This is a genomic window from Streptococcus respiraculi, from assembly GCF_003595525.1.
Taxonomy (GTDB): Bacteria; Bacillota; Bacilli; order Lactobacillales; family Streptococcaceae; genus Streptococcus; species Streptococcus respiraculi.
On the sequence record NZ_CP022680.1, the window covers coordinates 581277 to 602186 of the forward strand.

Consider the following 20910-nt stretch of genomic DNA (forward strand, 5'->3'; position numbering starts at 1 on the left):
CGTGTTTCCAAAAGAATTTATTATTGAAAATGGCTATGTCTATTATCGGAAAAAACCGCTGTACAAGCAGCTCTTGTTTTGGACAACCATTGCTGGCGCAATCATGACAGTTTTAATGAGCTTTCTCTTTACTCTTTCCTTGGCTGGTTGGACAGATTTAGATGAGGAGAGTTACCTCGACAATCAAGCAGTTACAGAGCATGCGGTAGGTCAACCAGTAGAATTGGACAATGGTTTGGTGATGACTGTTGATTCACTAGATCTTGATTCAGAAATCGCACTGGCAGACGATAGTTACCCACAGACAGTAGTGGTAAAGGTAACAGTTGAAAATCCTACTAAGAATTCAGAGTATTTTGAAGAGAAATTAGCACTAGTAGAAGGGCTAGGTTCTGATGATCAGGATAGTTGGATAGGTGTCTACCTACTCGATAATAGAACCTATGATACTCCATTGAAAAAGAAAGTAGCTGCTGGAGAAAAGGAAACCTTTACTTTAATCTATGGCGTCGCTCCTCATACACAATACCGCTTGCGATATGATGAAGATGTTTGGATGACATTACAGGGTGAAAGCCTGTGAGAGAACAGCAATAAAAGGCTCAGAGATGAGCCTTTTATTATATATAAATGATAGCTGCTTTGGCATTTGGATAGAGAGTTTGTAATTCTTTTAAAAACTGGGGATGAAGAGAAAGCATGGTTGCCAGGAGTTCTTGATCATGGTCTTCTACATAAATTTTAACCGTCAGAGCCATGCCTATTTTAATAATCTGGTAATTGATATGGGGCAGGACATGTTTGAAATGTTGTAGAATCAAATCATCAATCGGCTCAGTAATTTCTTGGTCAGTCGCAAGGCCATGTGACAGTTCGATAAAAGCAGCGTGAAGCATTTTAACAGGCTCTGGTAGGAGGCAGATAACGGAAATGCTGGTGATAAAGAAGTCGGCGGTATAGTGTAAGAAGCCGAATGTGCCATTGAGATCAATAAAGTAGAGAAGGCAAAAAGCGAGACCTGCTCCTAATGATTGCAATCCGTCAATCATGCTCCCCTTGGTTTCTGCCTTTAAAATGGTACTTAGGAAATTGATTTTTCGATTTTGGTAGTGATTATAAAAGCTAAGAGCAAAGCAGAGCGTCACAACAAAGAGGGTATAGGGTAAGATTGGCCCGACAAGAAGCGGTTCCCCCTCGCCTGCAAGGAAATAATGAAGGGCAGTCTCAGAAGCATTGATAAAAGCCAGTAGCAACAATAACAAAATTAAAATAGACTTGAAAATAGCATAGAGTGGTTCTAAAAAATGAAGACCATGTGGATAGCGCGTGGTCCTTTTGTGGCTAATTCGCGAGATATAAATACCAACCATTGCAGATAAAAAGCTGATAAATGAGAAAAATCCATCCAGTAAAAGGGCCTGTATATCGGTAATAAAATAGACGATAATTCCAGCAACCGATACAATAAACGTGATGATGAAATTGACTGTTAATGATCGTTGTTCGATGCTTTTTTGCACTGAATAGTCCTCCTTTTATACTAGTTTACCATTCTATTATACCAAAAATGTGCATTTTTCACAAACCGTCTACCTGTCTGTATTTGGATTATCACTTCTTATTAGCAAATACAGTGAATGCTCTATTCCTTTCTAAACCTACTATGCATTTTGAGTCTCACTCCCGAATCATACCACTACTGCCTACTGTATTTCCAATCTGACATAATCGCTATCCTAACTTTGTCAATGTAAGCAATTTATATTGTTTAAGGTAGATAAGTTGGTTGTTTTGGTATAAAAAACCGATGTCATTTTTTGTGAATCTTGAAGTAAAAAAGCCCAATCCCTATTTGGTATAGGAATTGGGCTAGGAGTTATTATCTGAAAAAGTCTTATACTAAACCTTGTGCAATCATAGTATCTGCGATTTGTTCAAAGGCAGCGATGTTGGCACCAGCAAGGTAGTCTTGGCCGAGGTTGTATTTTTCAGCAGTTTCTTTTGCAGTGTTGAAGATGTTGGCCATGATGTCTTTCAAGCGGTTGTCCACTTCTTCGGCAGTCCATGAAAGGCGAAGGCTGTTTTGGCTCATTTCAAGCGCTGATACGGCAACACCACCAGCATTGGCAGCTTTTGCAAGTCCGTAAAGGACACCGTTTTCTTGGTAAGTGTGGATGGCTTCTAAGTTCGAAGGCATATTTGCTCCCTCAGCTACACAGTAGACACCATTTTTTACAAGGCGTGCAGCTGCTGCACCATCAATCTCATTTTGAGTAGCACATGGAAGGGCAATATCTGCTTTTCCTTCGTAGGTCCAAACAGAACCTTCGTGATACGTTGCAGTTGGTTTTTCGGCAGCGTATTCAGTCAAACGAGCGCGTCGATTATTTTTGATTTCACAAAGAAGGTCAAAGTCAATTCCAGTTTCATCAATGATATAACCATTAGAATCAGAAACAGAAATGACTGTTGCACCGAGTTCAGTTGCTTTTTGAACGGCAAATTGTGCTACATTTCCAGAGCCAGAAACAAGGACAGTTTGACCATTGAAGGATTTACCGTTTGCTTGTAGCATATTGTCAGTGAAGTAGACAAGACCATAACCAGTTGCTTCTGGACGAATCAAGCTACCACCAAAACCGATTGGTTTACCTGTCAAGACACCCGCATCAAATTGGCGAAGTCGTTTGTATTGACCGTACATGTAACCAATTTCACGACCACCGACACCAATGTCACCAGCTGGTACATCAAGAGAAGGTCCGATATGTTTTTGCAATTCTGTCATGAAACTTTGGCAGAAACGCATGATTTCAGCATCAGTCTTACCTTTAGGATCAAAGTCTGATCCACCTTTACCACCACCGATTGGCAGACCTGTCAAGACATTTTTAAAGATTTGTTCAAAACCAAGGAATTTCAAGATAGACTGGTTAACAGTTGGATGGAAACGAAGACCACCTTTGTAAGGTCCAACTGCTGAGTTAAATTGAACGCGGTAACCACGATTGACTTGTACATTTCCGTCCTTATCAGTCCACGGCACACGGAAGCTGATAATGCGTTCAGGCTCAACAATGCGGGCCAAGATGTTTTCAGTGATGTATTCGGGATGTGCTTCGATAACAGGTTCAAGTGTGTTGAACAATTCTTCAACGGCTTGTAAAAACTCTGTTTCGTGGGGGTTGCGCGCCTTTACCGCTTCAAATGATTGTTGGATATATGCTTTTGCAGTTGTCATAAACAATGCCACCTTTTCTAATGAGATTATTGCTCGGAAAAATCAACCCTTTTCTTATCGACTTTTTGAGATATCAAAGTAAGTTAAGGTTGATTTTTAGAGAGGATAGGTCTGAATATTAAATTTTCAGATAATTTAATATTTACGCTTGCTATTATAGCACCAAGCCTTCTAATTGTAAAGTAAAAAATGAAATATTCTGACAATTTTTGTGAGAATGATAGGTGTTTTCTCGTTTTTTGTGATAAAATGAAAAAAAGAAAGATTTTGGAGGACAATATGCCATCAACCAAGACACAGATTGCTGGTTTTCCGTTTGAAAACTGTTTGATGAATGCCGCGGGGGTTGCCTGCATGACGATTGCAGAGTTAGAAGAGGTAAGAATGTCCCAAGCAGGAACCTTTGTGACCAAGACTGCGACCTTAGAAGCGCGTATTGGGAATCCTGAACCACGTTATCAGGATGTTCCGCTTGGATCGATTAACTCGATGGGATTGCCAAATCAAGGTTTGGATTATTATTTGGATTATCTTTTGGAATTGCAGGCAAAAGAACCGAATCAAACCTTTTTCCTTTCCTTGGTCGGACTGTCTCAGGAAGAAACTCATACGCTATTAAAACAAGTGGAATCGAGTGAGTTTAAGGGCTTAACCGAGTTGAATTTGTCCTGTCCAAATGTGCCAGGCAAACCACAAATTGCCTATGATTTTGAAACGACAGAGGCTATTTTAAGAGAGGTATTTAGCTACTTTACCAAACCTCTTGGGATTAAGTTGCCTCCTTACTTTGATATGGCACATTTTGATCAGGCAGCAGCGATTTTTAACCAATTTCCGCTCGCTTTTGTCAACTGTGTTAACTCAATTGGAAATGGTCTCTACATTGAAGATGAGTCAGTTGTCATTCGTCCTAAAAATGGATTTGGAGGAATCGGTGGAGAATATATCAAGCCGACTGCTCTGGCCAATGTCCACGCTTTCTATCAGCGGTTGAAACCAGAAATCCAAATCATTGGAACTGGAGGAGTTCTGACAGGTCGTGATGCTTTTGAGCATATCCTTTGTGGGGCTAGTATGGTGCAGGTCGGAACCACCCTTCACAAGGAAGGTGTTGTCGCTTTCGAGCGTATCACAGCAGAATTGAAAGCCATTATGGCAGAAAAAGGCTATGAAAGTTTAGACGATTTCCGTGGGAAATTACAGTATATAGAGTAGGCAATTCAGGTGAAAATCAGTGGATTTTCACCTGTTTTTCATAGGAATTACCTAGCTTTTTCAAGGGGAATAGCGTATACTAAAAGAAGGAGGGATGTATCATGAAGAGAAGACGAGATCGGATTGGCAAACGCAGACGTAAGCAGCGGAAGAAATGGCGTGGTTATGTCTTTTTATTGCCGCTAGTGATGGTTGGATTAGCAGGGCTTATCTATGGTGGCGCGATTCTTTGGTCTCGCTTTTCATCTGTATCACTATCAACCAAACCTTCGTCTAGTACAGATGTAGCAGGAGCAAAAGAGCCTGTGACGCCGGAACAAACAGCACAGACAGCCCGCATCATGGCGCACGGGGACTTGCTTTACCATGATATTGTTTATTGGAGTGCCGAGCAACCTGACGGTCAGTATGATTTTACGGAGAATTTTACCTATGTCAAGCCCTGGATTGAGCAAGCAGATTTTGCGATAGCGGACTTTGAAGGGACAATTTCCCCAGACTATCCTCTGGGGGGCTATCCCATGTTTAATGCTCCAGCCTCGGTGGTCAATGCTATTCAACAAACAGGCTATGATTTGGTTGATCTGGCCCACAATCATATTCTTGACTCTCATTTGTCAGGTCTTATCTCTACGGTGGATACGTTTAGGCAAGTCGGTGTGGATACAGTCGGAGTTTATCGCGATGGCAATCGCGCGACAGCGCCCATTTACATCAAGGAAGTGAACGGGATAAAAATAGCGGTCCTTGCCTATGCCTACGGCTTTAATGGTATGGAAGCAACTCTCTCTCAAGAAGAATATGACAACTATCTGTCTGATTTGAATCTGGAGCGGATGAAGTCAGAGATTGAGCGAGCCGAAGCAGAAGCGGATATCACGATTGTCATGCCACAAATGGGAGTTGAATACCAGCTGGAGCCGACCGAAGAGCAGGTGGCTCTCTATCGTCAAATGGTGGAATGGGGCGCAGATATTATTTTTGGAGGGCATCCGCATGTAGCAGAGCCAACTGAAATCATCGAAAAAGACGGAGAACGAAAACTCATCGTTTATTCAATGGGAAATTTTTTGTCCAATCAGCGCATAGAAACCATGGAAGGAGTTCAAAACTTTCAGTGGACTGAGCGTGGAGTTTTAATGGATGTGACCATTGAAAAGAAAGAGGGCAAAACGCGGATTCAGACTGCTACAGCGCATCCGACCTGGGTCAGTCGTGTGCCAAAAGAAGGGACAGATTTGTTTACCTATCAAACCTTTGTCCTTGAAGACTTTATCGAGGGTGGACAGCATCGTCATCTGCTCGATGAGGAAACCAAGGCGCGGATAGACCTTGCCTATCAAGAGATGAAGGACTTTATGGGCTTGAACTGGTGAGTGAAGAATTAAAGGATGAAAAAATGGCAATAAAAGCAGTCGTAACCGACATGGATGGAACCTTTTTAGATGATTGTGGTGGATTTGATCGCAAGCGGTTTGAGCGGATCTTGCTGGAGTTGGAAGAGCGGGGGATTCTCTTTATCGTAGCAAGTGGCAATAGTTTGGAACGCTTGCTGGATCTTTTTGAAGGTTTTGAGGATCGAATCCTGTTTCTGGCAGAAAATGGTGGTCTTTTTTACCACAAGCGGGAAACGGTGTTTCGCAAGACCCTGGATTCTAGCCTGATTGAAAAACTGGTTGAATATTATAGAGACAAGGCGGCAGACTATTGTTTGATGATTTCAAGCGACCAACATATGTACATCGATGAGCGTGCGCCGCAGCCGTTTGCAAAGACAAACTTAGCGATTACAGAAGCGCAGTTGCAGGCTTTTTGGGATAAGATTGTGCGTCTTGCGGACCTGCGTGATGTGCCTGATGAGGTAGCCATTACCCATGCAGGATTTTGGGTCAAAGAGGAATTGGTGGATACATTGGTCGCAGAATGCAACCGTGTCTTTGGTGAAGAGCTACTTGCGGTGACCAGTGGTTATGGCTCAGTGAGCATTTTACCAAAGGGAGTGCATAAGGCTTGGGGGCTGGAGCAAATCTTGCAACCGCTAGGGATTGAGGCGGGGGATGTTCTTGCTTTTGGCGATAGTGACAATGATTTAGAGCTATTAGCCTATGCAGGGCATTCTTATGCCATGGACAATGCAGGTGAGCGTGTCAAGGCAGTAGCTAAAAACCTTGCTCCGTCGCATGTTGAGCAGGGAGTTCTTACAGTGATTGAAGAGTATATGGCAGGAGAAGAAGATGCAGCAACCAAAGATTAAGCTAATTGCTTTTGATATGGACGGGACCTTTTTAAATTCACAGAATGACTATGATCGCAAGCGATTTGCTCGTATTTGGCAGCAACTGCAAGAGCGTGGTATTCGAGTGGCAGCTATCTCAGGCAATCAATACCAGCAAATCAAGTCTTTTTTCCCAGATGTTCATGACCAGATGACCATTGTGTCAGAAGTCGGCTCGGTTATTGTGGAAGATGGTCAGCGGATTGCAGTGTCTCATTTTGACGCAACAACGGTAGCCGATTTGCTTGCCTTGTTGGATCAGAAGAATCTCTTGGATCGTTGTTCTATAAGCGGGCTGAAAGCACTCTACTTTGCTCAGAATGCCCCAGCGGATTTTAAGCAATTGATCACCAAACATAATTACGAATGGCAGGAAATAGAGGACTTGCGAGTCTTGCCAGACGATGACTTTACTATATTGACCTTGGATGTGCCAGAAATGGATATTCAGACCTTGGTGGCGGAGCTCAATGCGACAGGAAAGGGGAAGGCGCGTGCGGTATCGAGTGGCTTTAACTTCATCGATATTGTGCATCCAGAGGTTAATAAAGGTCTTGCGCTTGAGTTTTTGGCTAAGCGCTGGCAGATAGAGCCGTCTGAAATCATGACCTTTGGTGACAGCGACAACGATTTGGAGATGTTGGTTTACGCAGACTATTCTTATGCCATGGCAGGTAGTCCAAAGAGTGTCTGCCATGCAGCCAAATTCCAGGCTCCGTCTAATGATGTTTCAGGAGTCTTACAGGTGATTGAAGAAGTGGTCTTGAGAGCTGAGTAGGTAAGTCCAGTCCACAAGGAAATATCCTAAAATAGAACGACCAGTCTAGCAATCTCCTTTCATTGTCAGAATGATGGAGGTGTGCTATACTAATCTATTATGTTCAGAAAGAAATCAAAGTATGCTGTCGTTCTTGCCATTGTGGTGCTAATTGGGGCATTTATAGGGGCTATCGTCTTGCGTCCAAGGCTTGATACCAAGCATTTTATCCAATCAACCACCCCTACCCTCTTTTTTCACGGCTATGGTAGTAGTGCCAATGCGCAGACACATATGACGCAGGCAGCCAAGCAATCTGGGGTCACAAATACCATTATCCGCGCAGAGGTGGATGAATATGGGGCAGTTACCTTGATGGGCAAGATTCCTAAAGGAGCGATCAATCCGATTGTGGAGGTCAATTATCAAGACAACCGTAATGCAGACTATCATCAAGATGCTCGTTATGCTAAGGCAGTTGTGACCAAGTTGCAGTCAACCTATGGATTCACCAAAATGAACATGGTTGGTCATTCCATGGGGAATATGTCGATTCTTTTCTATCTTTTGGACAATGCCCACGAAAAAGACCTCCCTCAAGTGCAGAAGCAGGTTCATATCGCCAATCATGTCAATGGTTTGGAGGGACGGGATTTGCCAGAACGCCATCGTGTTGATGAAGTGACAGGACAGCCCGAGGAGATGAGTGCCAGTTATCAGCAGCTGCTTGCTCTTCGTGAGCAATATCCCAATCAGCAAATCGATGTCTTAAATATCTATGGAGATGTGAAAGATGAGTCCGATGGCTCTGTGCTCAATGCCTCTTCTAAAAGTTTAAAATATCTTCTCTTAGATCGTGCCAAATCCTATCGGGAAGAAAAAATGACAGGCAAACTAGCCCAGCATAGCCAACTGCATGAGAATCCTGCAGTCGATGCCTTGCTGATTGAATTTTTATGGGGAAATTATAGTGAATTGAATACAGGTTCTAAAGGTTAGGACATCGTTCAGTCGCTTTGCTTCAAGAGTCCAGTGGACTGTTGAAGGTTGGAAATAGAGATTATGGGGTAATCCTCAATTCACGCCAGTTCTATCTTGCCCTATTCCTTTCTCAATCCACTATAGTTTAAAAGCGAGTAAACACAAAAGTTACTCGCTTTCTTATTTTTAGACACGGGTTACAACAATCCACTGGATTGTTTCGGATTGAAGAAAAAGTTTTTTTTTGAGATACTTTTCTTAGGTAGAGCGAACAGAAATGTATAGGAACTTTCGTGCTATCAGTCATGGTAATAATTTTAGGACAAGACAAGTCATCTCAGTTGGGGATTCGAGTTTTCCTTTGTTGATCCAAGCTTGGACAATGCCAAAAAAGGCATTAGCAAGGTAGATGCTACGGTAGTCTTTTTCGACTTCTGACAAAGGCTCAAGAATGCTACGGTCTGCCAAGTCATTGTTGATAAAGAGGCGGACCTTGTTGATCAGAAAAGCTTGGATTTCCTGGCTACCGTTGTGGGTCAGTAGGGCAGATAGGAGCTGTTCGCGAGAGAGGAGAATGAAGATTTCAAGGAAAACCTCCTTGCGGTCGCGTTTATGCTGGGTCACAATATCTTCAATCTCGACAAAAAGAGCTTCTTGGTAGGCTTCAATCAGCTGGTATTTGTCTCGATAGTGGGTGTAAAAGCTGGAACGGCTGATGCCTGCTGTCTGGGCAAGATGTGTAGTCGTAATCTCGTTGAACGGTTGGTGCTGCAAACAGTTCACCATTGCATTGAGGATTGCTTTTTTGGTATCTTCGCGTCGTGTATCTCCACCCATGATTTCTCCTTTGTGTACATTTTTGGACATTGTGTCTAAAAACGGTTTTTGAAACTTGATTTTGCTTTCTAGCTTTGTATAATATACTATATCACATTTTGGACAGTGTGTCTAAAGGAGAAGATTATGTTAGAACAAATCAAGTATGTCTTAAAAAAACCAAGCCTATGGGTTGTGATGATTGGGGTAGCCTGCATTCCAGCCCTCTATAACCTCAGTTTTTTAACTTCCATGTGGGATCCCTATGGCAATCTCAAGGATTTGCCAGTTGCGGTGGTCAATGACGATCGACCGTCTGCATTTCAGGGCAAGGATTTGCGGATTGGGCAGGACATGGTGAAATCCATGAAAGAAGGGGAGAGTCTTGACTTTCACTTTGTATCAAGTGAAGATGCGGAAAAAGGCTTAGAAGCTGGTGATTATTATATGATTGTCACTCTACCAGCTGATCTATCACAAAAGGCAGCCACTCTCTTGACAGATAAGCCCGAGCCATTAACCATCAACTATCAGACTTCAAAAGGTCACAGCTTTGTCGCCGCCAAAATGGGTGAATCAGCCATGAATAAACTTCAAGAATCGGTGTCTGAAAACATTACCCAGACTTACACGAGAGCAGTATTTTCGAGCATGTCACAAATGCAAGATGGCCTACATCAAGCCGCAAGCGGGGCGCAAGAACTCAGCCAAGGAAGTCAAGCGCTGGCTATAGGAGGACAGACTCTTTCAAACGGTTTAGGAACGCTTGCGACATCGACCCAAACCTTATCAGACGGAGCAGGTCAGCTTCAGTCAGGTCTTGTGCAATATACGGACGGTGTGGCTCAGGCAGCAACTGGTGGGACAAGCCTTGTAAACGGCTTACTTCCTTATACAAATGGTGTAGAAAGTCTAGCAGGAGGAGCAAGCCAGCTCAATGCCAAATCAGCTGACTTGCTGGCAGGAGTTCATCAATTACAGTCTGGTCAAGACCAGATTCAAGCGTTGGTCAACGGTGCGAATCGTATCAGTACTGGTTTATCTCAACTCGCTGCAGCGACTGCTTCATCTGATGAGCAGGAAGCAACCTTGACCAGTCTGAGCCAAGGGCTTTCTAGCTTGCAAGCAGGTATCAACGATTTAAACACGCGTGTATCAGGATTGAGCCTTCCAAGTGTGGACACAGGGACCATTACCACTAGTTTACAGACGATTGGAGCTCACGCTCAAGCCATTATTGCCTCTAGTCAGGCAGATAAAGCTGCCAGTGTTGCTGCCCTCCAAGCAACAGCTGCTTATCAAGCTATGGATACCAACCAACAGGCAGAATTAGTAGCAGCAATCCAAGCGACTCCGTCTGAACGGGTCAGACAGGCGCAGGCGATTTTGCAAGAACTTGCTGGCATGCAAGCAAGTCTTGTAGCAGTGGGAAATGCCAGTGATATGACAGAGCAAGTGACGGCTCTTCAAACAGGTATCCAACAATTAGCAGACGGTGCCAATCAAGCCTTGCCAGGGGCTACTACGGCGATTACAGAATTGTCTAGCGGGCTTCGTCAAGCAAATGCTGCCCTTTCCCAGCTCGCCTCAGGCAGTCAAGCCTTAGCAGGAGGAGTCGGTCAACTGCAGTCTGAGCTTTCAAGCGGTAGCGAGCGCTTAGTTCAAGGCGTGTCTCTTTATACCGATGCAGTTGGTCAATTAAGTAGTGGTGCGACCCAATTAGCTGCAAATAATGCTAAAGTCATGGCAGGAGCAGATCAATTGGCAACAGGTCTTGCAACCCTAGACAGCAATTCTGCAACTCTTGTGAACGGTGCAGAACGATTAGTAGACGGTTCTAGTCAATTGCAGGCAGGGGCGGGTCAACTGCAAAATGGTAGTCAAGAATTAGTCGCTGGAGTTGGTAAACTCCAAGTAGGAACGGACACCCTAGCAAGCTCCTTGAGCAAGGCGCATGAGCAGCTCTCTCTCGTCTCTGCTGAGCGTAGCAATGCAGATACCCTATCGCATCCAGTTACCCTTTCTCACGAAGATACAGATAAGGCCCCAACGAATGGAGTAGGGATGGCGCCGTATATGGTGTCTGTTGCCCTCATGGTCGTAGCACTTTCAACCAATGTTATCTTTGCCAAGCGCATTGACGGAAAAGAGTACACATCACGTTCAGAGTGGGCTGTGAATAAACTTGTCATTAATGGTACGATTGCGACATTAGCCAGTGCGATTTTATATGGAGTGTTGCATTTGATTGGGGTTGAGCCAAGTCATCCGCTTGCGACTTTTGGTCTGATTCTCCTTGCGTCGTGGACATTTATGGCCTTGGTGACAGCCTTGATTGGCTGGAACAATCATTTGGGTTCCTTTGTTTCTCTCATCATCTTATTGTTGCAATTGGGGTCTAGCGCTGGAACCTATCCGATTGAGCTTAGCCCAAGCTTTTTCAAAAGAGTACAACCATATCTACCAATGACCTATACGGTATCAGGTCTTCGTCAGACCATTTCCATGGGCAATCACACTGGTCATCAAGTGGCCGTCTTGAGCCTCTTTCTTATTGGATTTATGGTGGCAGGACTACTGCTTTTTCGTCCTAACCAAGTTCAAGCTGAACAATAAGAACCTGTATTCACAGCTCAGCAATTCTATTTGGGTCTTATTTTTCGCTACTCATCGTTGCTTTTTTCGAAATACAGTCAGTATTCCTTCAAAAAAGCGTCTAGATTATCGTAAAATAAGCGCCCGATTAGAAATTATAGTGAATGGGATAAAGGTTGGGACATCGTTAAGTCGCTTTGATGAACACAGTTCTATCTGTAGCTCTTAGTCCGTGTTCAGTTCTCAATCCACTATACTTCACTTATGAATACAGGTTCTAAGAAAATCCCCAGTCATTTGGGGATTTTTTTGTTATAGTCTTTTAGTCTTTTTTCACATGCACGGTCAAAGTCTCGGTATCAACGCGAACAGTCGCTCCGATAGTGACTGTAAAGAGGGGTTGGGTGTGGGCAAAGTCCATATCGTAAATCACTGGAATCGTCTTTAAGACAGGATATTTGTCTAGAATATAAAGAAGAAGCTCTTCGGTCATTTCGCATTCTTTGGGAAAACGGCCGATGAGGACGGCTTTTGGCTCTGGATAGGCTTGAAGAAGTGCTGCTAGTGCTCGGTCAAAGTTGAAATAATCATCTTCTTCCGCCTCTTCTAAAAAGAAGAGATAGTCAGAATCCTGAGGTGCATAGGGTGTACCACGCAGAAGCGAGAAGGTTGATAAATTGCCTCCGATAGCAGTGGCCGTAGCTTGTCCGTGGTTGTAAACTTTCCATTTGGTCTTATGGAAAATCATCTCCGCATCAGGCAGATACCAGGCGTTGCTGCCCCATTCCTTACTTGGGGTCAGGCTATAGGACGTCTTAGTCAGGGCCTTTAGCCAACTTTCTGTCTGATAGTCTTGGAGGGCCTCCATTTTAAAGCTCGAATAGGCAGGTCCCATGTAGGTTTTTAGCCCTGTTTTGGCATAGATGGCATTGAGTAGGGCAGTTGTATCAGAATAACCGCAGAAAGGCTTGGGATGAGCCTTAATCAGCTCATAATCCAGATAAGGCAACAGTTCATTGCAGTTAAAGCCGCCAATTGTGGCTAAAATCATATCCACGCTATCATCTAAAAAGGCTTCGTGCAAGTCAGCTACGCGGCTTTCGATACTTGCAGAGTCTAGCATATCATGCTCATCGTAATGGCTTGAAAAGGAAAGCTGAAACCCAAGAGCTTCCAAACGTTCTTTGGCCGCGCGATTAGCCTCGAATCCACCGAGGTGCTCAATTGAGGACGAGGGGCTAATCACACGGATGTGGGCATTTTTGGTCAGTTTTTTCATAGAGAACCCTCCTTTAATTTCTGACCATTATACTCCTTTTAAAAAGGAAAAGCAAGGTTGTTAAGGGATTAGCATTACTTTACTTATTGAATACTGGTTCTAAGGGCGAGGTCGTTGCTAAGAGCAGCATTTTGGAAATTGCAAGAGGAGTTGCTTGCCTCCGCACCACCTAAAAAATATCCAAGTAGAATTCGGCAAGTGGCAACATAATCTATCGAATAGCTAATTGCAATAGTTTTATATTGAATATTTTCCATATAACATGGTAAAATAGAGTAACTATTTTTGGATAGAAGAGTGATTTGAGATGAAGAAGCATCAAACCATCTACAAGTTTGTAGGACAGACCCTACTGTACTTCGTGATTTTTCTGGCCCTGTTGTACTTTTTTTCCTATCTGGGACAAGGACAAGGTGGCTTTATTTATAATGAATTTTAGAGGTGAATGGTGACACAGTTGATGATTAAGGATATGATTGAAACGATTGAGCAGTATGCGACGACTCAGCCAGACTTTCCAGTCTACAATATCTTGGGAGAAGTCCATACCTATCGTGATTTGAAAGAAGATTCAGATAGCCTAGCAGCCAAAATTGACAGTCTTGGATTGCCTGCAAAATCTCCTGTTGTGGTTTTTGGTGGACAAGAGTATGAAATGCTTGCGACCTTTGTTGCCTTGACCAAGTCGGGTCACGCCTACATTCCGATTGACAGCCACTCTGCCTTGGAGCGCGTGTCTGCGATTCTTGAAGTGGCAGAGCCTAGCTTGATTATCGGGATTGCGGATTTTCCAATGGAGGTGGCAACACCCCAGCTTACCTTGTCTGAAGTCAAGAATGTTTTCGTTCAAAAAACGGCTTATGACATCACGCATTCGGTTAAGGGAGATGACAATTACTATATTATTTTCACCTCTGGAACGACTGGTAAGCCAAAAGGAGTGCAAATTTCACATGACAACCTGCTGAGCTTTACCAACTGGATGATTACCGATACGGAATTTGCGACTCCGAGCCGACCGCAGATGTTGGCTCAGCCGCCGTATTCCTTTGACTTGTCGGTCATGTATTGGGCGCCAACCTTGGCTTTAGGAGGGACACTTTTTGCTCTACCAAGTAGCATGGCGCAGGATTTCAAGAAATTATTTGCGACCATTTTAGACTTGCCGATTGCCATTTGGACCTCAACGCCTTCATTTGCGGATTTAGCAATGTTGTCTGAGGATTTTAATGCAGAAAAAATGCCGCAGATTACCCATTTCTACTTTGACGGTGAGGAATTGACGGTGAAAACGGCTCAAAAACTCCGCGACCGTTTCCCAAATGCACGGATTATCAATGCCTATGGACCGACTGAGGCAACGGTTGCTCTTTCAGCCGTAGCAGTGACAGATGAGATGCTAGCGACCCTTAAACGTTTGCCGATTGGCTATACCAAGGACGATTCGCCAACCTTTATCATTGATGAGGCTGGTAATAAACTACCATTTGGTGAGCAGGGAGAAATTATCATTTCAGGTCCTGCTGTATCAAAAGGCTATATGAACAATCCTGAAAAGACAGCCGAAGCCTTCTTTGAATTTGAGGGGCTACCAGCCTATCATACAGGAGATGTGGGGTCAATGACAGAAGATGGTCTGCTCCTGTACGGTGGTCGCATGGACTTCCAAATCAAGTTTAACGGCTACCGCATTGAGCTGGAAGATGTCTCTCAAAACCTTAATAAATCGCAGTATATCAAGTCGGCAGTTGCCGTTCCACGTTATAACAAGGACCACAAGGTGCAAAATCTTCTGGCCTACGTCATCTTAAAAGAGGGTGTACGCGAGCAATTTGAACGTGACATCGACATTACTAAGGCTATCAAAGAAGACTTGGAAGACATCATGATGTCGTACATGATGCCTTCAAAATTCCTCTATCGTGACAGTCTGCCGTTGACACCAAACGGAAAGATTGACATCAAGGGCTTGATTAGTGAGGTAAACAACCGATGATGGATCTTCTCAAACAGCTTCCGCATTTGGAGCCTTATGGAGAACCCCAGTACTTTGTCTACCTGATTGTGGCGGTCCTGCCTATCTTTATCGGTCTCTTTTTTAAGAAGCGTTTTGCTTGGTATGAGAGTCTGGTCAGCCTAGCCTTTATCGTCTTTATGTTGACAGGTGATAGCCCTGCCCAACTTGTTGCCCTCTTCTTTTATATCATGTGGCAGCTTGCGTGGGTCTTTAGCTACAAATGGTATCGGGCGAAAAAGGACAATAAATGGGTCTTTTATCTCCATGTTCTCCTTGCCGTTATGCCGCTAGCGCTGGTGAAAGTTATGCCTGCCATTTCAGGACATCAATCACTCTTTGGTTTTCTAGGAATTTCCTATCTCACTTTCCGATCGGTCGGCATGATTATTGAGATGCGTGACGGGGTCTTAAAAGAATTTAGCTTAGGGCAATTTTTGCGTTTCCTACTCTTTATGCCGACATTCTCAGGTGGTCCGATTGACCGCTTTCGTCGGTTTGAAGAGGATTATCGCCAAATCCCTGACTGTAATGAGTTGCTCGATATGCTGGAAGTGGCTGTCCGCTACATTATGCTAGGATTTTTATATAAGTTTATTCTGGCCCACATTTTTGGCTCGATGATCTTACCACCGCTCAAGCAATACGCCCTATCACAGGGAGGCTGGTTTAACTTACCAAGCTTGGGTGTCATGTATGCCTTTGGTCTTGATTTATTCTTTGACTTTGCAGGCTACTCCATGTTTGCAGTGGCGATTTCCCACCTCATGGGGATTAAAAGTCCGCATAATTTTGATAAGCCTTTCGTGTCTCGTGACCTTAAGGAATTTTGGAATCGCTGGCACATGAGCTTGTCTTTCTGGTTCCGTGACTTTGTTTTTATGCGCTTGGTCATGGTGCTGATGAAAAATAAGGTCTTTAAAAACCGTAATACAACGTCAAGTGTCGCTTATTTGATGAACATGATCATCATGGGCTTTTGGCATGGTGTGACGTGGTATTATATCGCCTACGGTCTTTTTCATGGTCTAGGTCTTGTCATCAATGATGCTTGGATTCGTAAGAAAAAAACGCTCAATAAAGAACGTAAAAAAGCAGGCCTTGCGCCCCTGCCTGACAATCGCTTTACGCAGGCTTTAGGGATTGTGGTGACCTTTCATGTTGTGATGCTGTCGTTTTTAATCTTTTCTGGATTTTTAAACGACCTATGGTTTAAAAAATAAAAAGGAGCTTTCCTATGGATATTAAAGCAGAAGTAATTGATATTATTGATGAATTGTTTATGGAAGATGTCTCAAGCATGATGGATGAAGATTTGTTTGATGCTGGTGTCCTAGACAGTATGGGAACAGTGGAGTTGATTGTCGAAATCGAGTCTCGTTTTGACATCCGCGTACCGGTGTCTGAATTTGGTCGTGACGACTGGAATACGGCTAATAAAATCATCGAAGGGATTACGGAGTTGAGAAATGCTTAAGCGCCTATGGCTGATTTTAGGACCAGTCTTTTGTGCAGTCTTGCTAGTAGTGATTTTGCTCGTTTTTTTCCCGACTAAGTTGCGTCACGATTTTGAGGCAGAAAAACGCTCTGCAGTGACGCTAACAGCTGCCAGTTTCAAGGGACGGATGCAGAAAGTTCAAGCTCTGACAGATGCTAACCACCGTTTTGTTCCCTTCTTTGGCTCGAGTGAATGGCTACGCTTTGATAGCATGCACCCATCTGTATTGGCAGAAAAATACGACCGTTCCTATCGTCCTTACTTGCTAGGGCAACGCGGAGCAGCTTCTCTTAACCAATACTTTGGTATGCAACAGATGTTGCCAGAGCTTGAGAATCAGACGGCTGTCTATGTTGTCTCGCCCCAATGGTTTACCAAGACAGGCTATGATTCCAGCGCTTTTCAGCAGTATTTTAACAGTGACCAGTTGACTAGTTTCTTGAGTCAGCAGATAGGAGATGAGGCTGCACAACATGCAGCGGATCGCCTCTTACAGCTCTATCCCAATGTCACGATGGCAGAAACGATTAGAAAAGTGGCAAATGGGGAGGTCCTATCGGCTTCAGAAGAGCAGTTTATCGGGCTCATGGAACGTATCAATAAGCGTCAGGATATTTTCTTCAGTAGCTTGATTCCAAGTTATAATCGGCATTACGACCAACGTGTCCTACCAGAGTTGTCTCGCTTGCCGAATGAATTTTCTTACCAAGAACTGGAAAAAGTAGCAATTGAAGAAGCGAGAGAACACATCAAGAGTAATGATTTAGGGATTGATGATAAGTTTTACAAAAAACGCTTGAAAGCCAAGCTCCGGGAACTAAAAGGCGCTCAGAAGAATCTATCCTATATTAAGTCACCTGAATACAATGACTTGCAGCTGGTGCTCAACCAATTTGCTAAATCGAAGACCAATGTTCTCTTTGTCATTCCACCGGTGAATGAGAAATGGATGGCTTATACAGGTCTACGTGAGGACATGTACCAACAGACTGTTGAAAAGATTAAGTATCAGCTAGAAAGCCAAGGTTTTACCAATATTGCCGACTTTTCAAAAGATGGAGGCAAGCCTTACTTTATGCAGGACACCATTCACATGGGTTGGCTGGGCTGGCTTGAATTTGACAAGGTTGTTGATCCTTTTGTCTCAAATCCCAAACCAGCACCTGCCTACCACCTCAACCCAGCCTTTTTCAGCAAAGAATGGGCAAATTATGACGGTGATATGAAGGGATTTTCGCTTAAATAAACGGATAAGCTAACCCTATACAAGAAAATCAGTCAAAGCCGTGACAAGCGGTCTTTGACTTTTTGATAGACTGTTGTTGAACGATGTAGAGAAGGAGAAAAACCCGATGATTACAGGATCGTGTTTGTGCCAACAGGTAACCTATGAAGCAAAGGAACTGATATCGCCCATTGTATTTTGCCACTGTTCGTTTTGTAGAAAAGCAAGTGCTACAGCTTTCTCTGTAAATTCTATGGTGGAAGTTACTAGTTTTCAGTTGCTCTCTGGCAAGGAATCATTGGTGATTTATGAATCTTCGCCAGGGAAAAAACGTTACTATTGCAAAAACTGCCATAGTCAACTCTATCACATAAAGGATGAAATAGCTGATAAGCTAACCTTGAAGTTGGGAACGCTAGATAGCTGCGACCAAGATATTAGCCAGCTAGAGAAAAAACACATTTACGATGAGCAGTTTTTTCCATGGTTAGTAGATTAGTATAGCGAGTTCTCTTTTGCTATTGGTACTCAATAAAGATTAAAAAACTACATAAAAATACGGAACGAAAATCATGTTTTCGTTCCGTATTTTTATGAATTGATAGAGTTGTTGCGTTTTCATTTCTTAGTATTGGGTAAGACGAGTTAACGACGTCAGACTTTAATTTTTGACGAGTATAACGATGTCCTAACTTTTAGTCAGTGCACTATAATAGCCTGAAAACAGCAATGACGAATATTAGTCCACATAGACGCTTGATTGCTTATTCAACCAGCTGTAGAGGAGTCCGATGACTAGTCCACCACCGACATAGTTTCCAAGACCTGAGAAAAGGAAATTGGAAAGAACAGAGAGAAGATTCATACCTTCCACCGTTCCACCTGTTGAGAAGAAGGCGAGAGAGAAGGTTGAGAAGTTTGCGATAACGTGCTCAAAGCCGAGGAAGGCAAAGATAAAGATAATGAAAATGACGGAGATTGCTTTTCCGGCATCATCCTTCATCTTAAGAAAAGCAAAGACAGCGATATTGACCACCATATTGGCGAAAATTCCCTCGACAAATTGAGTGAGCGGTGTTTTGGCAAGCTTGGCAATGGTGCCTTGCACTAGATAGCTATCCATAGCCACATGCCCAATGGAATATGGAGCAGTTTGCGCCAGTAAGAAGCAGATGATGATTGCACCGACAAAGTTAAAGAAGATACAGGTTGCTAGAATCTTCAAAGCTGTTTTGGTTGGAATAACCTTGCGATAAATAGCCACCGTCATATACATCATATTCGATGTGCCGAGCTCTGCATTCATATAAAGAATCATGAGGAGCCCCCAGCCAAACATGAGACCGTAGCTAAATTTCCCGAGACCTGCTGCCACATGCTCTAGTTTGTCAGCTGTGTAAAGCGCAATGGCAATCCCAAGTGCCAGATAGACACTCGCAAAAATAGAGCGAAGGGCATATGCCCAATAGTTGCTTTCAATCAAGTCAGCTTTCTTCTTGATACTTTTATCGATTGTATACATCAATGCTTGATCTTGTCCTGCCACAATAAGTACCTACTTCTTTTTTTATTTGATATATTTATCACAAATTATACTATACCAAAAAATTGGTCAAAATGTAAGGGCTTTTATAAAGAAAATACAGCTTGCAAATCACTCTGTTTTAGGTATAATAAAAAACAAGTAATAATAGGAGGGATGATATGAAAAAAACAGAAATTTTTGACCAAGTGGTCGAGATGATGCGGGCAGATTCAGCGACTAAAAAGGATATCACTGGGGCGGATCCAGAAATGTATCGTCAGAAGATATCAGACGACATGTCAGAAGAGGAGTTTCTGTATCACATGCATTGTTACCTTGCAAGTTTTGGCATTCTTTCCCATGTGTCCTTCTTCAAGAAGAATCGCAAAGCGCTCGCAGTTCGTCTTAAGCGCCAAGGAGATATGCTCTATGTAGTGGAAGCAGCTCCCGCGACCAATCTTCAAAAAGGAGATAAGATTATTGCACTTGACGGTTGCGATATTCCAACCCTGTACCAAGAACATCGAGTCTATTTCACGAGTCCTACCGAGGAACGCCAAGCACAGGAATGGAAATATTTTGTCCATAAGGCTGATAGCCTTACAGTAATAAGGGCAAATCGGAAAGAGGAGATTCGACTTCAAAAAGTGGAGCAGGCGACGGAAGACAGATTTGAAGTGAAACAGTTACGGTCTAATCTTGTCTATCTTAAAATGGAGAATTTTTGGAATGAGGAAAAAATAGGAGCCCTTTACCAAGAAGCAGCTCCCTTACTAGAACAAGCTACCTACCTCATCATTGATGTCCGTGTCAATCATGGAGGCTCAGATTCTCTCTACTTTCCCTTAATCAAATACGCTTTACCAGAAGGGACAAGTCTTGCAGAAATTGATTTGTCGGGTTCAGGTATGGAAGTTCTCTACACAGAGAGAAATGTTGAGTTGCGTTTAGCTCTATTTCAAGAAAATCTGAAAGATGAACATTTATCAGAAGAAAGTCGCCAGTTCTTGCTGGAGTTTATTGACGAATTACAGACTAATCGTGGCAAGGGTTATGTTGTTCATAAGGAGGACGACTCCGATAGAGAGTATTTTGCTGGGATTGTAGGTACTGCTAAGCCAGAGAAGATCTTTGTTTTATCAGATGTAGAGTGTGGTTCCTCTGGAGATAATTTTGTTCAGATAATGAAAGAGTTGCCTAAGGTGACGGTACTTGGCAGACCGACCATGGGTATTTTGGACTACTCTAATTGCTGCTTCGTAGATTTTGATGACTACCAATTCATGTTTCCAACCTCACGTGATCTTGATCTTGATTTAGGAAAAGGCATGACAGATAAGGGGGTAGAACCAGATGTGTTCATTCCCTGGACTCCTGAACACTTAGAGCGTGATGTGGACTTGGAAGAATGTTTGAACTTATGTGTAAAACAATAAAAGAGTAAGAATCTTGGGACCTTTAAGATACCAAGATTCTTACTCTTTTGTGA

At 43.2% G+C, this 20910-nt stretch carries 19 protein-coding genes; 14 read left to right on the plus strand and 5 right to left on the minus strand.

From position 1 onward, the window contains the following. Position 1 precedes the first annotated feature (1 nt). The gene (locus CHF41_RS02960) at positions 2–583 is read left to right on the plus strand and encodes a hypothetical protein (protein ID WP_119875916.1); all 582 of its coding nucleotides are present in this window, start codon (positions 2–4) and stop codon (positions 581–583) included. Positions 584–620: 37 nt separating this feature from the next. Here CHF41_RS02960 and CHF41_RS02965 read toward each other — a convergent pair whose 3' ends face one another. Next, positions 621–1520: a cation transporter gene (locus CHF41_RS02965; protein WP_119875917.1), complete on the minus strand. Its 900-nt coding sequence runs from the start codon at positions 1518–1520 to the stop codon at positions 621–623. A 374-nt stretch (positions 1521–1894) separates the two neighbouring features. After that, entirely contained in the window at positions 1895–3241 is a 1347-nt protein-coding gene (gene gdhA / locus CHF41_RS02970; RefSeq protein ID WP_119875918.1) for an NADP-specific glutamate dehydrogenase, read from the minus strand. Positions 3242–3520: 279 nt separating this feature from the next. On the opposite strand from gdhA, the gene CHF41_RS02975 reads away from it, so the two are divergent. From CHF41_RS02975 to CHF41_RS02995, 5 genes are all read left to right on the plus strand, one after another. Further along, positions 3521–4456, plus strand: a complete 936-nt coding sequence (locus tag CHF41_RS02975; protein WP_119875919.1) for a dihydroorotate oxidase — start codon at positions 3521–3523, stop codon at positions 4454–4456. Positions 4457–4557: 101 nt separating this feature from the next. Further along, entirely contained in the window at positions 4558–5832 is a 1275-nt protein-coding gene (locus tag CHF41_RS02980) for a CapA family protein (protein ID WP_119875920.1), read from the plus strand. A gap of 23 nt (positions 5833–5855) precedes the next feature. Continuing rightward, complete coding sequence (locus CHF41_RS02985; RefSeq protein ID WP_119875921.1) at positions 5856–6710, plus strand: Cof-type HAD-IIB family hydrolase; 855 nt, start codon at positions 5856–5858, stop codon at positions 6708–6710. Further along, positions 6691–7509, plus strand: a complete 819-nt coding sequence (locus tag CHF41_RS02990; RefSeq protein WP_119875922.1) for a Cof-type HAD-IIB family hydrolase — start codon at positions 6691–6693, stop codon at positions 7507–7509. The genes CHF41_RS02985 and CHF41_RS02990 overlap by 20 nt, the downstream gene beginning before the upstream one ends. Before the next feature lie 99 nt (positions 7510–7608). Continuing rightward, positions 7609–8487, plus strand: a complete 879-nt coding sequence (locus CHF41_RS02995; protein ID WP_119875923.1) for an alpha/beta hydrolase — start codon at positions 7609–7611, stop codon at positions 8485–8487. Positions 8488–8772: 285 nt separating this feature from the next. Here the strand turns inward: CHF41_RS02995 and CHF41_RS03000 are convergent, their stop codons facing one another. Continuing rightward, positions 8773–9306, minus strand: coding sequence for a TetR/AcrR family transcriptional regulator (locus CHF41_RS03000; protein WP_119875924.1), 534 nt, complete (start codon positions 9304–9306; stop codon positions 8773–8775). 126 nt (positions 9307–9432) lie between these two features. On the opposite strand from CHF41_RS03000, the gene CHF41_RS03005 reads away from it, so the two are divergent. Then, positions 9433–11901 carry a YhgE/Pip domain-containing protein gene (locus tag CHF41_RS03005; protein WP_119875925.1) on the plus strand — a complete coding sequence of 823 codons (2469 nt, stop codon included), beginning with the start codon at positions 9433–9435 and terminating at the stop codon, positions 11899–11901. A 301-nt stretch (positions 11902–12202) separates the two neighbouring features. Here the strand turns inward: CHF41_RS03005 and CHF41_RS03010 are convergent, their stop codons facing one another. After that, positions 12203–13159 carry a S66 family peptidase gene (locus CHF41_RS03010; RefSeq protein ID WP_119875926.1) on the minus strand — a complete coding sequence of 319 codons (957 nt, stop codon included), beginning with the start codon at positions 13157–13159 and terminating at the stop codon, positions 12203–12205. 307 nt (positions 13160–13466) lie between these two features. Between CHF41_RS03010 and CHF41_RS03015 the strand changes: the two genes are divergently transcribed. From CHF41_RS03015 to CHF41_RS03040, 6 genes are all read left to right on the plus strand, one after another. Further along, positions 13467–13598 (plus strand): teichoic acid D-Ala incorporation-associated protein DltX, encoded by a 132-nt coding sequence (locus CHF41_RS03015; protein ID WP_119875927.1) that lies wholly within the window; start codon positions 13467–13469, stop codon positions 13596–13598. Positions 13599–13604: 6 nt separating this feature from the next. Then, positions 13605–15155, plus strand: a complete 1551-nt coding sequence (gene dltA / locus CHF41_RS03020; protein WP_420852857.1) for a D-alanine--poly(phosphoribitol) ligase subunit DltA — start codon at positions 13605–13607, stop codon at positions 15153–15155. Next, the gene (dltB, locus tag CHF41_RS03025; protein WP_119875928.1) at positions 15152–16396 is read left to right on the plus strand and encodes a D-alanyl-lipoteichoic acid biosynthesis protein DltB; all 1245 of its coding nucleotides are present in this window, start codon (positions 15152–15154) and stop codon (positions 16394–16396) included. The genes dltA and dltB overlap by 4 nt, the downstream gene beginning before the upstream one ends. 14 nt (positions 16397–16410) lie before the next feature. Then, positions 16411–16650, plus strand: coding sequence for a D-alanine--poly(phosphoribitol) ligase subunit DltC (gene dltC / locus CHF41_RS03030; RefSeq protein WP_119875929.1), 240 nt, complete (start codon positions 16411–16413; stop codon positions 16648–16650). After that, a complete protein-coding gene (dltD, locus tag CHF41_RS03035; RefSeq protein WP_119875930.1) occupies positions 16643–17917 on the plus strand; it encodes a D-alanyl-lipoteichoic acid biosynthesis protein DltD in 1275 nt (424 codons plus the stop codon). Before dltC ends, dltD begins: the two co-directional genes overlap by 8 nt. 106 nt (positions 17918–18023) lie before the next feature. After that, positions 18024–18395, plus strand: a complete 372-nt coding sequence (locus CHF41_RS03040; protein ID WP_119875931.1) for a GFA family protein — start codon at positions 18024–18026, stop codon at positions 18393–18395. Positions 18396–18635: 240 nt separating this feature from the next. Here the strand turns inward: CHF41_RS03040 and CHF41_RS03045 are convergent, their stop codons facing one another. Beyond that, positions 18636–19418, minus strand: coding sequence for a formate/nitrite transporter family protein (locus tag CHF41_RS03045; RefSeq protein WP_119877123.1), 783 nt, complete (start codon positions 19416–19418; stop codon positions 18636–18638). Between the two features lie 182 nt (positions 19419–19600). On the opposite strand from CHF41_RS03045, the gene CHF41_RS03050 reads away from it, so the two are divergent. Next, positions 19601–20857 carry a S41 family peptidase gene (locus CHF41_RS03050; protein WP_119875932.1) on the plus strand — a complete coding sequence of 419 codons (1257 nt, stop codon included), beginning with the start codon at positions 19601–19603 and terminating at the stop codon, positions 20855–20857. Positions 20858–20910: the final 53 nt, after the last annotated feature.